We start from the raw sequence: 12,862 nt of genomic DNA on the forward strand, positions 1-12,862 counted from the left end.
CCACGCCCCCGGGCCGGCGCGGTTGCTTGCCGCAAGACCTGGGAACCCTGCCCCGCCTCAGCCCACGAGGTTCGGCGGATCGCCCTTCAGGAATCCCTCGATGTTCTCGCGTGTGGTGTCGAGGATGCGCTGTACCGCCTCGCGCGTGTTGAAGCCCGAATGCGGCGTGATGACGACGTTGCGCATCCTGAGCAGGATGTGGTCGGCGAGCAGCGTATCGAGGTCGTGTTCGCGCTTGAAGTAACGGCGCAGAAGCTCGGCCTCCTCGCGCACCGCCGGCTCCTCCGGCAGCACGTCGAGGCCGGCGGCGGCGAGCTTCCCGCTCGCCAGCGCCTCCAGCAGCGCGCGCATTTCGACCACCGAGCCACGGGCCGTGTTGATGAGGATGGCGCCGTCCTTCATCTTGTCGAACGCGGTCCTGTCGATCATGTGCTTCGTCTTCTCATTACCCGGAACGTGGAGCGAGACGACGTCCGACCGCGACAGAAGCTCGTCCATGCCGACATACTCGAAGCCGAAGTCGCGGGCAACGTCCTCGCGCGGCTCCACGTCGAAGGCCAGCACGTTCATCTCGAACCCGCGGGCAATCCGGGCTGCGTGTGCGCCGATGTCGCCGGTGCCGACCACGCCAATCGTCCGTCCGCGCAGGTCGAAGCCCTGCAGCCCCTCCTGCGAGAAGTCGCCCCGCCGCGTTCGATCCGCGGCTTCGACGATCCGATGGCTGATGGCGAGGAGCAGCGCGAAGGCATGTTCCGCGACGGTGTTCGTCCCGTAGGTCGGCACGTTCGACACCGCGATGTCGTTCTCGCGGCAATGATCCATGTCGATGTGGTCGAACCCGGTCGAGCGGGTGGCGATGAACTTCAGATCCTTGAACGTCTCCAGCACGTCGACGGAAAGGTCCGAGTAGATGAAGGCCGAGATGATTTCGGCATCGCTGTGCTCCTCTGCCTTTTCGGCATCGAGGTTGGCCTCTTCGAAGACGATCTCGTGATCCTCGCCCAGCGCCTCGAACGTCTCGCATTCCCACGGTTCGACATCGAAGATGACGATCTTCATGTCGAGCTCTCCCCTTGTCCGCGTTCGGCCTCAGCCGCAGCGATCTGTTCCTTCACGTCGAGGAAGCTGTCGGGACTGACCGAAATCGACCCGATCCCGTGGCGCACGAGGAAGCGCGCGAATTCCGGATGGTCGCTCGGGGCCTGTCCGCAGATGCCGGTATGGACGCCCGCGTCATTTGCCTTGTCCAGCAAGCTCGAGATCGCCTCGGTCACCGCCTCGTCGCGCTCGTCGAAGAGCCGCTTCAGCCGGTCGCTGTCGCGGTCGACGCCCAGGACCAGCTGCGTCAGGTCGTTAGACCCGATGGAGAAGCCGTCGAACCTCTGCGCGAACTTCTCGGCCAGGAGAACGTTCGCCGGGATCTCGGCCATCACGTAGATCGACAGGCCCGCCTGGCCGCGCACAAGGCCGTTTTCGGCCAGCGTCTCAAGCACGCGGTCGGCCTCGTCCAGAGTCCGGCAGAACGGGACCATCAGGATGATGTTGTCGAGCCCGATCTCCTCGCGCGCCATCTTCAGTGCCCGGCACTCCAGCGCGAAGCCGTCGCGGTAGGCGTCGTCGTAATAGCGCGAGGCACCGCGCCAGCCGAGCATCGGGTTCTCTTCCTCGGGCTCGAACGCGGCGCCGCCGATCAGCTCGGCATATTCGTTGGTCTTGAAGTCGCTCATCCGGACCACGACCGGGGCCGGATGATGGGCGGCGGCGATGCGGGCCATGCCGCGCGCCAGCGTCTCGACGAAGTAGCGGGTCTTGTCCTCATAGGCGCGCGTCAGTTCGTCGATCTGCGCCTTCGCTTCCTTGCCCTCGAGCTCGTCGTACCGGATGAGCGCCATCGGATGGATGCGGATCATGTTGCCGATGATGAATTCCATCCGCGCCAGCCCCACCCCGTCGGTCGGCAGGCGCCACCATCGATAAGCGGCGGCCGGATTGGCGAGGTTCACCATCACCTTCGTCTCGGTCTGCGGCACGACATCAAGATCGATCTCGCGCGCCTCGAACGCGAGCTCACCGTCATAGACGGTCCCCTCGTCGCCTTCGGCGCAAGAGACGGTAACTTCCTGCCCGTCCTTCAGCTTCTCGGTGGCGTCGCCCGCGCCAACCACTGCCGTCAGGCCCATCTCGCGGCTGACAATGGCGGCGTGGCTCGTGCGGCCGCCGTGATCCGTGACGATGGCCGACGCCTTCTTCATGATCGGCACCCAGTCGGGATCGGTCACGCCGGTGACGAGCACCGCGCCGGCCTCGAACCGCTCGATCTCGTCCGGGCTATCCAGACGCATGACCTTGCCGGCGGCGATCGAGCTGCCGATGGCAAGGCCGCTGACTAGTATTTTCCCCTCCTCGGTCAGCCGGTGGGTCTTGAGCGTTCCGGCCTCCTTTCGCGACTGCACCGTCTCGGGTCGGGCCTGCACGACGAAAAGCTCGCCCGTCTCGCCGTCCTTGGCCCATTCCACGTCCATCGCCTGGTCGTAATGGTCTTCAATGGCTGCTGCCCAGCGGCCAAGTTCGAGGATTTCGTCGTCGTCCAGCAGGAAAGTCGATCGCTCCTCGTCGCTGGTATCGACCAGCTTCGTCTGTTCCTTGCCGCTGCCATAGACCATCTTCTGCCGCTTCTGGCCCAGCGTCTTCTCGACGATGGGTCGGGCGCCCGAGCGACCCAGCAGCGGCTTGAAAACGTGATACTCGTCCGGGTCCACCGTGCCTTGCACGACCGTCTCGCCCAGTCCCCAGGTGCCGGTGATGAGGACGCTGCGGGGAAAGCCCGTCTCGGTGTCGATCGAGAACATCACGCCCGATCCGGCGATGTCCGAGCGCACCATCTGCTGGACCCCGGCCGACAGCGCGACACCCATGTGGTCAAAGCCGTTCTCCTCGCGATAGGCGATGGCGCGGTCGGTGAACAGCGAGGCAAAGCAGCGCTTGACTGCGTCGACCAGCGCCTTCTCACCGCGGATATTGAGGAACGTCTCGAGCTGCCCGGCAAAGCTCGCCTCGGGCAGGTCCTCGGCCGTGGCCGAACTGCGGACGGCGACGTCGAGGTCCTTGCGCTCCAGCCGCGCGGCGAGGTCACCATAGGCCTGGCGGATCGGCCCGGCCACCGCGCCCGGCATTTCGCCGCCGAGGATGTGATCCCGTACGGCCTCGCCCACCGACGACAGGTTGCTGCGGTCGCTCTTCAACTTCCCCATCTCGTCCGAGATCTTCTGGCGCAGGTCGTTGTCATCGATGAAGCGCCAGTAGGCTTCGGCCGTGGTCGCAAAGCCGGAGGGCACACGCACCTCGGCCCGTTGCAGGCGCTGGATCATCTCGCCCAGCGATGCGTTCTTGCCGCCGACGATGTTCCCGTCGTCGCGGCCGAGATCATCAAGAGAGCGGACGTAGGTCTGGTCTTCGGTCACGTGTCCCGGTCCTTCCTGTCGGATGCGTCGTCGTCCCTGGCTTCTTCGGCGTTCCCCTCAGCGGGTTCCGCATCGTCCGCCCCGGACTCGTGGGTGTCTTCCTCTTGCGCCGTCGGCTCCCCTGCCATCCGGTCGCCGCCGTTGCGGTCCTTGGTCTCGCGCTCATCGGCGTCCTGCTTTTCGGCCTCCGGCTCTACGCCCTGGTTTTCAGAAGCATCCGACTCTTTCCCCTTCCGCTCCTCGGTTTCATCCCGATCCTCGGCATCGCTCTTTCCGGGTTTGACCTGATCGGGCTGCTCTTCGTCTTCGCGCTCCTCGGACTCCAGCACATGCTCTGCCCGGCGTGCGACCTTCGCAAAATCCGCGCGCTCGGCGTATTCGGCGTATTCGGCATGTTTCGCCCGCTCGGCGCGCTCCACGACACCGCTGCCTTCCGACCGGCCGCCGCCATCGGCGGTCCGCCTCGTGGCCGGCTCCCTGCGATAGATCGCCTCGGCCAGGGCGCGGCCGCGGAAGGCCTTGTAGGCCTCGACGATCAGGAACTTCGACAGGGTGATCCCCAGAAGGATCAACCAGGTCGTAAAGGCGACGGGTTCGATCTCCAGCACGCCGCGCCAGCCGGGGATGAACATCGAGACGATGTGAATGGCCTGCGCCGCCACAACGGCACCCACCAGCAGGAGGTTTGCCGACAGCGGGATGCGGAAGGCCGACCGCGTTTCCGAGCGCACGTTGAACGCGTGCACGTTCTCGAAGAGGACGAGCAGCAGCAGAAGCAGGTTGCGCGCGTCGAAGGTCTCGAAGTTCATCTCTTCGGTGAGGAACCAGAACACGCCAAAGCCGACGAAGCCCATGTAGAGCCCCGAGGTCAGCACCTCTTCGATCATCAGCCGGTTGAAGATACGCTCATCGGGATCGCGCGGACTTCGATCCAGCACGCCGGGCTCGCCCTTTTCGAAGGCAAGCGACACATCCTGAATGCCGTTCGTCACGAGGTTCAGCCACAGAAGCTGCACCGGCGTCAGCGGCAGCGGCATGTCCAGCAGGACCGACAGCGTGAACAGCACAAGCTCGGCCACGCCGGTCGAGATCAAAAGCCATACCACCTTCCGCACGTTGTCGTAGGCGATGCGGCCTTCCTCGATGCCGTGGACGATGGAGGCGAAGTTGTCGTCCGTCAGGATCAGGTCGGCCGCATTGCGCGCGACATCCGTGCCGCTCTCGCCCATGGCGACGCCGATATGGGCCGCACGCAGCGCCGGGGCGTCGTTCACCCCGTCGCCGGTCACGGCAACGAAATGGCCGGCATCCTGCAGCGTCTCGACGATGGTGGTCTTCTGGCTGGGCTCCACGCGGGCATAGACGGTTGCCTCGCGGATTCGGCTGCTGGCGCCGCCGCTTTCACCCTTTTCGCGATGGCCGATGTCCTTGCCGGTGACGACGATGCTGTCCTCTTCGGCGATATTGAGCTGCTTGCCGATGGCCAGAGCCGTCGTCGGGTGGTCGCCGGTGACGATGCGCACCTCGACACCTGCCTTATGGCAATCGTCGACCGCGTCGCGCACCTCTTCGCGCAGCGGATCGATGAGGCCGACGAAGCCAAGGAAGTCTAGGTTCTTGAGTGCGTCGGGATCGGACTTGTCGGCCGTCTGCTGGTCCACGGTCCCGGCCGCGGCGGCAAGGACGCGGTAGCCCTGCCCGGCAAGATCCTCTTCGCGACGCTGAACCTCGTCGGCATCCACGTCGCTCATCTCGGCCAGCGTCTGGGCCGCGCCCTTGGCATGGGCGACCACGTCATCGTCGCGGTTGAAGCTGACGGCAAAGCGACGCTCGGACTCGAACGGGATGCCGCCCACTTCTGAATACTGGTCCAGGAGTTCGCCGCGCGACAGCCCCAGCTTCCGCGCGAGTACCAGGAACGCCACGTCGACCGTGTCGCCACGCGTCTTCACCTCGCCACCTTCGGTTTCGATGTCGGCATCGTTGCAAAGCGCGCCGGTGACGGCGAGGCGGCGCAGCCACTCTTCCTCGTCCAGATCCACCGGCTCTCCGCCCTGCGTGACCTCGCCCTCCGGGTCGTAGCCGGTGCCGCCAATCTCGATGTCGTCCCCCTCGAGCGGACGGATGCGGTTGGCGGTCAGCTTGTTTTCGGTCAGGGTGCCGGTCTTGTCGCTGGCGATCAGGGTGCAGGCGCCAAGGCCTTCGACCGCGGGCAGCTTGCGGACGATCACGTTCCGCTTTGCCATCCGGTTCGACCCGATGGACAGCGCCACCGTGATTGCCACGGGAAGGCCCGCCGGAATGGCCGAGACGGCGAGCGCAACGGCCAGAAAGAAGATGTCCATCAGTTCGGCGCCGCGCGCGGCCTGCAACAGCCCCAGGACGACGATGATGACGAGGACCGCCACGGCGATGACGCGCGTGAAGCGACGCACCCGCAGGACGAGGGGAGGCACCTGCTCTTCCTCGGCCAGCGACTTCGCGATGCGCCCGATTTCGGTCATCGTGCCGGTGCGAACGACGACGCCGGTGGCGCGACCGCTGGCCACCGTGCTGCCCGCATGCAGCAGCGTCGCCCGATCGCCGAGCGGCGTGTCGGGATCGAGATCGTCCCTCGCCCGCTTTTCGACCGGTACGGATTCACCCGTCAGCAGCGACTCGTCCGCCCGCAGATCCTGCGCCTTGAGCAGTCGCATATCTGCGGGGACCGAGAATCCCGACTTCACCGAGACCACGTCACCGGGGACGAGCTCGGTACTATCGACCTCCTCCTTCTTGCCGTCGCGCATCACCTCGGCCGTGATGCGCATCACCTCCTGCAGCGACTGCGCGGCGCTTTCGGCCTTGTATTCCTGATACGTGCCAAGACCGGCGTTGAAGGCCAGGACGGCAAAGATGAACGCCGCATCCTCGATGTTGCCGATGGCGAGCGAAACGACCCCGGCGGCGAGCAAGATGTAGATCAGCGGGTCCTTGAACTGCCGCAGGAAGGTCTGAAAGATGGTTTCGCGCTGCCGCTCGGGCAGCTTGTTCGGGCCGAACTTCCCTTGCCGGCGCTTGACCTCGCGATCGCTCAGGCCCTTCTCGCGATCGCTGCCGAGGTCGCTTGCAGCCTCGTCCCGGGACGCCGCGTACCACGGCCGCTCGGCCAGATCGTCACGTTCCGGTAGGTCCTGCTGGGCCATTGTTGTTCGGTTCCTCCCTGGACTGGCGTCACCCGTCTTCGTGATGAGCGGCTGAAACTCGATTGAGCATCGTCACGACCTCATCTTCGCGCCGCCGGCCGGGTAGGACAGCGCACCGCCTCTCGGAGGCGCATCCCGCGATTTGCGAAACGCGATCCGGCGGCGGGGATCCAGACGGTGCCCGTGCATCAGATGGCAGAGCGTGCCCGACCACCCCCGCCCGGAATGCGACAGGATCCGGCGTGCTGGGTCGGCGACGTCCACCCGGGAATGCTCCGTACTTTGGGCTGTCAGGCCGGGGCTGTGTTGCCCCGGCTCGTCTGGCGGATGGCCTCGCGCACCATCTGCGCGGCATAGCCCCATTCGTTGTCGTACCAGGCCATGACCTTGATGAGGTCGCCATCAACCACCTGCGTCATCCCGAGGTCGACGATCGAACCGTGCGGGTCGCGAATGATGTCCGACGACACGAGTTCCTCGTGCGAGGCGGCCAACACGCCCTTGTAGCGGTCGCTCTGCGCCTCTTCCTCGAAAATTGCGTTGATCTCGTCGACGCTGGTCGCGCGCTCGGTCACGATCGTGATGTCGGCGATGGAGCCCGCGGGCACCGGGCCGCGGATGGCGACGCCGTCGAAGCGCCCCTCGTATTCCGGCAGCGCCTTGGTCGTCGCCTTGGCCGCCCCGGTCGAAGTCGGCACGAAATTCGCCGCCGCCGCACGTCCGCGGCGCCATTTGCCCGCCGGTTGGTCCACGAGCGCCTGCGACGAGGTATAGGCGTGAACCGTGGTCATGATCGCCTTCTTCAGCCCGATGCGACGACCGATCACCTCGATCACCGGAGCGATGCAATTCGTCGTGCAGCTTGCGGTCGAAATGATCGGCTCGTCATCGGCCTCGTTCACCCCGTGCACGACGAAGGGCACCGGCTCTTCGCCCTTGGCCGGGGCCGACAGGATCACCCGTTTCGCCCCCGCGTCGATGTGCTTTTGCAGATCGGGCTTCTTCGTGAAGATCCCCGTGCACTCGAGGACCAGATCCACCCCCATCTCGTCCCAAGGCAGGTTCGCGGGGTCCTTCTCGCTCAGGACCCGGTATCGCTTGTCGCCGACGGTCAGGGAATCGTCGTCGTGACCGACCTCCTCGCCATAGCGGCCGTAGACGGAATCGAGGCGCAGGAGGTATGCGAGGTTGTCGGGCGTCGCGATGTCGTTCACCGCGACAAGCTCGAACTCGGGCGACTCGTGGATGATCTTGAGGGTGGCCCGCCCGATGCGGCCAAGTCCGTTGATGGCGACGCGCGTTGTCATGTCGGTCTCCCCAGTTGCAAATACACGGCGTTTCAGGTCACTCGGCGATCCCGAACTCTTTCGGATCGAAGGCGGTCAGCCCATCGATCTGGTCCGCCGTGGCGATCGTCTGAATGGTGATCTGGCCCTCGCCGAAAGTCAGCACATCGAACGGGACGACAACCTCCGATCCGCCGATCCCGACGAAGCCGCCGATCGAGATGATCGCGTGCGTGATCCGGTCGCCCCGCACGATGATGTTGGACAACTCGCCGATCTCCTGGCCGACGGCATTGACCACCTGCCGATCCTTCAGGTTCTCTGCCAGTTCATAGCCGCCCGATCCGGCTCCGGCATCATCTGCGAGCGAGGCGGCTGCGTCGTCCTGCGCCCAAAGGGCCGACGGCGCCATGAGCGCGACGAGAAGTGCAACCGTTTTGCGTGTCGTGGTTGTGTCTGTCATCCACTCCCCCATCCGGGCGCCCGCATCTCTTGTGTTGCTTTCTTGCTTCAACAAGTGCGGCACCCGAATGTTCCGGCGACAGGCCCATCAGCCGGCCTTCAGCAGCGCCTCGACACCCGGCAGATCCTCGCCCGCCAGCCACTTCAGAAACGCACCCCCAGCCATCGAGGCGTAGCTGACAACGTGCAGGAACTGGTGCCGCCGGAGGAAGGCGACGGTGTCGCCACCCCCGACCACGCTGACCAGATCGTCGGTCTGCGTCCGTTCGGCGATGCCGGCGGCCAGAAAGTGGGTGCCCCTCTGGAAGGGCGCGAACTCGGCGGCACCCATCGGACCGTTCCAGACCACGGTGCGCGCATCGCTCATCGCGTCCGCATAGCGGCGGATCGTCTCGACTCCGATGTCGAGGATCATGTCCTCCGGCCCGACACGATCGGCGGCGACGACGCGCCCCTCGGCCTCGGCGCTCATCTCGGAGGCAACGATGACGTCGACGGGAAGCATCAGCTTTGCACCGGCGCCCCCTGTCCGCTCCAGGAGCTGCTTCGCCGCCTCAACCTGCGCATCGTCCACTTTGGAGCGCCCGACCTCGGCGCCCCGTGCCTGGAGGAAGGTGGTCGCCATGACGCCGCCCAGCAGGATGCTGTCGGCGCGATCCAGCAGATGCTCGACCACCGGCACCTTCGTTTCCGCCTTCGCACCGCCCAACAGCGCAACGTAGGGATGCCGGGGCTCCGCCAGCAGCCGCTCGAGCGTCTCAAGCTCCTTTTGCATCAGCAGACCCGCCGCCGAGGACAGCAGCGTCGGCAGCCCGGTGATCGAGGCATGCTCGCGATGCGAGGCCGAGAAGGCGTCGTTGACATAGATGTCGGCCAGCTTCGCCAGCGCCTGAGCGAAACCGGAGTCGTTCTCCTTCTCGCCCGCGTGAAAGCGGAGGTTCTCGAGCACCAGGCACTGCCCCTCGGCCAGGTCGCGCACCGCATCCTCGGCCTCCGGCCCCACGCAATCCTCGGCGAAGGCGACAGAGGTTCCATTCAACCCCTCGCGGATCGCGTCGGCGACCGGCCGCAGCGATGCCGACATGTCGCGCTTGCCGCCGGGGCGGTCGAGATGCGCGATGACGATCAGTCGTCCTCCGCGATCGATGATGTTGCGAAGTGTCGGCATCGCAGCCGAAAGGCGGCTGTCATCCGCGATCTCGCCGTCCTTCATCGGGACGTTGAGATCGGCGCGCACAAGCACCCGCTTTCCCTTGACGTCCATGTCGTCGATGTTGGGCAGGTTCATTGCAAGTCCCTTCTCTCGCAGGAGTCAGATGTGCCGGGGATCTCCGCATGCGGAGACGAGGCGCTCGACGTCCTCTTTCCGGCAGAGCTCGGTCCCCGGGGTCAGCAACGTGGCAGCGGCGGTCCCCACCGCCTGCCGCAGCGTGTCCTCGATGCTGCGCTGTTCGGACAGGGCAAGACAGAGGCCGGCCACGAAACTGTCGCCGGCGCCGACCGCGCTTCGCGGCTCGACCTCGGGAGGACTAAGGACGAGCCGCGTGTCGCGGGTGACGAGCAGTGCGCCCTCGCTGCCCTCGGTCACGATGATCATCTCGACCGCGCCCGCTTCGATCTGCTTTTCGGCCCAGGCGGCGACTTCGTCGGGCCAGGCGATGTCGTGTCCGGCAAGCTCGGCGACGGCGTCGGTGTTCTCGCGGAAGCAGAAGACGCCTTCGTCCAGCGCAGGGCCGACGCAGTCATGGGAGTCGAGGATGAAACGCGCCCCCGCATCCTTGCAGCGGCGCACGGCCTCGGCCCAGAAGTCGTCGTCCAGCCCCGCGGGCAGGCTGCCGCTGCCGACGACCAGTTCCCCGCCGCCGGCAAGCTTTCCGAGCCGGTCCAGCAGCCGGTCGCCTTCACCCGCCGACAGCTCGGGCCCCGGCGTGACAAAGCGCAGGACGTCGCCGCTCTCTTCCTCGCGGACGCTGAAATCTTCGCGCGTGTCGCTGTCGATGGCGCATCGTTCAGCCGGTACGCCGAAACCGTCGAGCCGCGCCGCCACCTCTTCGCCCGTGCGCCCGCCTGCGGTGAAAAGCGCAAGCGTGTCGCCTTCGAGCCGGTGCAACACGCGCGAAACGTTGATGCCGCCACCGCCCGGATCGATCCGGGGCTGCGAACAGCGAAGCTTGGAGCCGGAGCGGAACTTCGCGGTCGTGGTCCAGACGTCGAGCGCCGGGTTCGGGGTCAGTGTGAGGACTCGTTCGGTCATCCGGTTCGCCTCTCAGTGTTCGGTCCGCGCTCCGGCAACGCAAAAGCTTCGCTCAGCGGCCGAGCCCGTGGCACTTTCGCCTTCAAGTAGAAACCCCGGCCCGAGGCATTGTTCCAAAGAGCGTCAGACCCTTCGGAGCCATCTGGACCAGCCCGTCGCGCGCGTGCCTCGTGGCCAGAATCAGCGGTACGAGCCGCTCGTCGCTGGCCCGCCCGCCATCCTGCCACGAGGTCTTAAAACGGCGTCACCCCGGCCACAGGTCAAGCACCAACTGCCCGATGAGCGCCCCGACACAGGTGATCAGACCCAACCATGGAGCGGCGAGCCAAATGTTTGGTACCTCCTCTGGCTGGTCCCGTCGCTTGGACACAATGAGCGAGGCGTTCACGCCGACGAACACAAGAAGAATTGCATAGCTCGTCCCGGTGGCCAGCTGCTTCAGCGGCACGAACAGCGCGAGCGTCAGAACAACCAGCCCCACGGCCAGGGTCGCGAGAAGCGGCGTGTTCGTTCGGCTGTTCACCCGACCTAGAAACTGCGGCGCGCCGCGGCCGTCGCGTCCGATGTCGTACAGAAGGCGCGCAGACGCGATGGTCTGGGTGAGCGCGCTGTTGACGATGGCGGCGAGGCTCGCGATGGCGATCGGCATTTCCGGCCACCCTTCGCGGCCCGCAGCTCGGACGAGCGGGGCCTGTGCCTCAGTCAACTCTTCAAGCCCGCCGGCACCGACGAGCGCTGCCGAAACCGCCAGGTAGAACACGAAGACGATCCCAAGCGAGAGGATCATCGCCCGGGGCAAGACTTGCTTCACGTCACGCACCTCTTCGGCTGTCTGCGCCATGTTCCCGAAGCCGATGAACGAGTAGATCGCGAGGAACGCGCCCCCAAGCAACGCCGCTGAGATTGAGCCGTCGATCGTGGCGGGCGCTTCCAGCGCTGCCTGCGGCGCGGATAGAAGCCCATCCCGTAGCGCCCAGAGCACGAGAAGCAGCGTGCCGATCCCGATCAGCGTCGTCCCCGTCTGAGCCACGCACTCTCCTTCATGCCTGCCGCCGCGACGCAAACGACAGCCAGGACGACAAGGCCGGTGGCCAGCCAGTGCGTCACGTTCACGAAGCTCGACAGGTAGTCGACGAACCCAGTCGTGATCGTCGCCGCCGAAACGACATTTGCCACCAAAAGCGCCCAGCCCGTCAGCGATCCCAGCCAGCGTTGGCCGAAGGCGCGCTCGACATAGTCGGTCGGGCCTCCCGCAGTCGGTACGCGTGCCGCCATCTCGGCATACCTGAATGCCGTGGTTACGGCGACGACGGCGGCAAGGAGATAGGAGGCGGGTGCGAGCGTGCACGCCTCGCCCAGCACATCGCCGATGACGACAAAGATTCCAGCCCCAAGGATCGTCCCCGTCCCGTAGAACGTGAGTTGCAACAGCCCAACTTCGCGCCTCAGACCCTTTTCGGTCGTGGAATCAGCCATGTGCCGAGAATGCCTTTGAAATAGCGCAGTTCCACCGCGATCGACCTATGTCTCGAAAGACTGCCTGATGTCGCCGAGCGCTCTGGGCGCGTTGCGGCGTCGCGGCTGGGCAGAACCGTGACCACGCGAACTGCGCGCGCGCCGCCGAGGAGAGAAAACCTGAAGACCATCTGCATATGAGCGTCAGGGGGGCGAACAGCGGATCTCGTGGAACCGAAGCGGGGACCGGTCCGATGTTACACGCGAAAGGCAAGGAGCGTGCATAATGATTCAGGCCTTCATCGAAGGGTGGCATTCAGCTGCAACGACAACGCTGGGCTTGCTCTGGACGGCGTTCTGGGCCTTCGGACTTGGCTGCGTGATCTCGTCCATGATCCAGGTCTTCGTCACGCGTCACACCATGCGCGAGAAGATGGGTGAAGCCGGACCCCGTTCGGTCGGTATGGGCACGTTCTTCGGTTTCGTCAGTTCGTCCTGCAGCTTTGCGGCGCTGGCACGGACGCGTGCGCTATTCGCCAAGGGGGCCGGCATCGTTCCGGCCCTGGCGTTCCTGCTGGCTTCCACCATCTCGTGATCGAACTCGGGATCATCATCGCGATCTTCCTCGGCTGGCAATTCGTGGTTGGCGAATACGTGGGCGGGTGCTGCTGATCCTGCTGATGTGGCTCGTCGTCCGCCTGACCCGCGGCATCGCGCCCATCGAGAAGGCAAGAGAGAACGCCAAGAGAGAACGCCAAG

The 12,862-nt window shown here is 65.6% G+C and carries 10 protein-coding genes; 1 reads left to right on the plus strand and 9 read right to left on the minus strand.

Features of this window, described 5'->3' with window-relative positions:
• Positions 1-57: 57 nt before the first annotated feature.
• From ACFDS3_RS02765 to ACFDS3_RS02805, 9 genes are all read right to left on the minus strand, one after another.
• Positions 58-1,059: a hydroxyacid dehydrogenase gene (locus ACFDS3_RS02765; RefSeq protein ID WP_375260812.1), complete on the minus strand. Its 1,002-nt coding sequence runs from the start codon at positions 1,057-1,059 to the stop codon at positions 58-60.
• Positions 1,056-3,461, minus strand: a complete 2,406-nt coding sequence (gene ppsA, locus ACFDS3_RS02770) for a phosphoenolpyruvate synthase (protein ID WP_375260813.1) — start codon at positions 3,459-3,461, stop codon at positions 1,056-1,058. Before ppsA ends, ACFDS3_RS02765 begins: the two co-directional genes overlap by 4 nt.
• Entirely contained in the window at positions 3,458-6,646 is a 3,189-nt protein-coding gene (locus ACFDS3_RS02775) for an HAD-IC family P-type ATPase (protein WP_375260814.1), read from the minus strand. Before ACFDS3_RS02775 ends, ppsA begins: the two co-directional genes overlap by 4 nt.
• Before the next feature lie 290 nt (positions 6,647-6,936).
• Positions 6,937-7,953, minus strand: a complete 1,017-nt coding sequence (gap, locus tag ACFDS3_RS02780) for a type I glyceraldehyde-3-phosphate dehydrogenase (RefSeq protein WP_375260815.1) — start codon at positions 7,951-7,953, stop codon at positions 6,937-6,939.
• A 37-nt stretch (positions 7,954-7,990) separates the two neighbouring features.
• Positions 7,991-8,395, minus strand: a complete 405-nt coding sequence (locus ACFDS3_RS02785; protein WP_375260816.1) for a PRC-barrel domain-containing protein — start codon at positions 8,393-8,395, stop codon at positions 7,991-7,993.
• 87 nt (positions 8,396-8,482) lie between these two features.
• Entirely contained in the window at positions 8,483-9,682 is a 1,200-nt protein-coding gene (locus ACFDS3_RS02790) for a phosphoglycerate kinase (RefSeq protein ID WP_375260817.1), read from the minus strand.
• Positions 9,683-9,706: 24 nt separating this feature from the next.
• Entirely contained in the window at positions 9,707-10,648 is a 942-nt protein-coding gene (locus tag ACFDS3_RS02795; RefSeq protein WP_375260818.1) for a 1-phosphofructokinase family hexose kinase, read from the minus strand.
• A 244-nt stretch (positions 10,649-10,892) separates the two neighbouring features.
• Positions 10,893-11,678, minus strand: coding sequence for an APC family permease (locus ACFDS3_RS02800; RefSeq protein ID WP_375260819.1), 786 nt, complete (start codon positions 11,676-11,678; stop codon positions 10,893-10,895).
• On the minus strand, positions 11,654-12,124 hold the full coding sequence (locus tag ACFDS3_RS02805) for an APC family permease (RefSeq protein WP_375260820.1): 471 nt from the start codon (positions 12,122-12,124) through the stop codon (positions 11,654-11,656). The genes ACFDS3_RS02800 and ACFDS3_RS02805 overlap by 25 nt, the downstream gene beginning before the upstream one ends.
• A gap of 265 nt (positions 12,125-12,389) precedes the next feature.
• Between ACFDS3_RS02805 and ACFDS3_RS02810 the strand changes: the two genes are divergently transcribed.
• Complete coding sequence (locus ACFDS3_RS02810; protein WP_375260821.1) at positions 12,390-12,698, plus strand: permease; 309 nt, start codon at positions 12,390-12,392, stop codon at positions 12,696-12,698.
• Positions 12,699-12,862: the final 164 nt, after the last annotated feature.

This window comes from Palleronia sp., from assembly GCF_042089775.1.
Taxonomy (GTDB): domain Bacteria; phylum Pseudomonadota; class Alphaproteobacteria; order Rhodobacterales; family Rhodobacteraceae; genus Palleronia.

What these genes read in the sequence shown, in the direction of transcription:
- ACFDS3_RS02765 (WP_375260812.1), bottom strand. Translation starts at nt 1,059, where the DNA reads ATGAAGATCGTCATCTTCGATGTCGAACCGTGGGAATGCGAGACGTTC.
- ACFDS3_RS02775 (WP_375260814.1), bottom strand. Translation starts at nt 6,646, where the DNA reads ATGGCCCAGCAGGACCTACCGGAACGTGACGATCTGGCCGAGCGGCCG.
- gap (WP_375260815.1), bottom strand. Translation starts at nt 7,953, where the DNA reads ATGACAACGCGCGTCGCCATCAACGGACTTGGCCGCATCGGGCGGGCC.
- ACFDS3_RS02785 (WP_375260816.1), bottom strand. Translation starts at nt 8,395, where the DNA reads ATGACAGACACAACCACGACACGCAAAACGGTTGCACTTCTCGTCGCG.
- ACFDS3_RS02790 (WP_375260817.1), bottom strand. Translation starts at nt 9,682, where the DNA reads ATGAACCTGCCCAACATCGACGACATGGACGTCAAGGGAAAGCGGGTG.
- ACFDS3_RS02795 (WP_375260818.1), bottom strand. Translation starts at nt 10,648, where the DNA reads ATGACCGAACGAGTCCTCACACTGACCCCGAACCCGGCGCTCGACGTC.
- ACFDS3_RS02805 (WP_375260820.1), bottom strand. Translation starts at nt 12,124, where the DNA reads ATGGCTGATTCCACGACCGAAAAGGGTCTGAGGCGCGAAGTTGGGCTG.
- ACFDS3_RS02810 (WP_375260821.1), top strand. Translation starts at nt 12,390, where the DNA reads ATGATTCAGGCCTTCATCGAAGGGTGGCATTCAGCTGCAACGACAACG.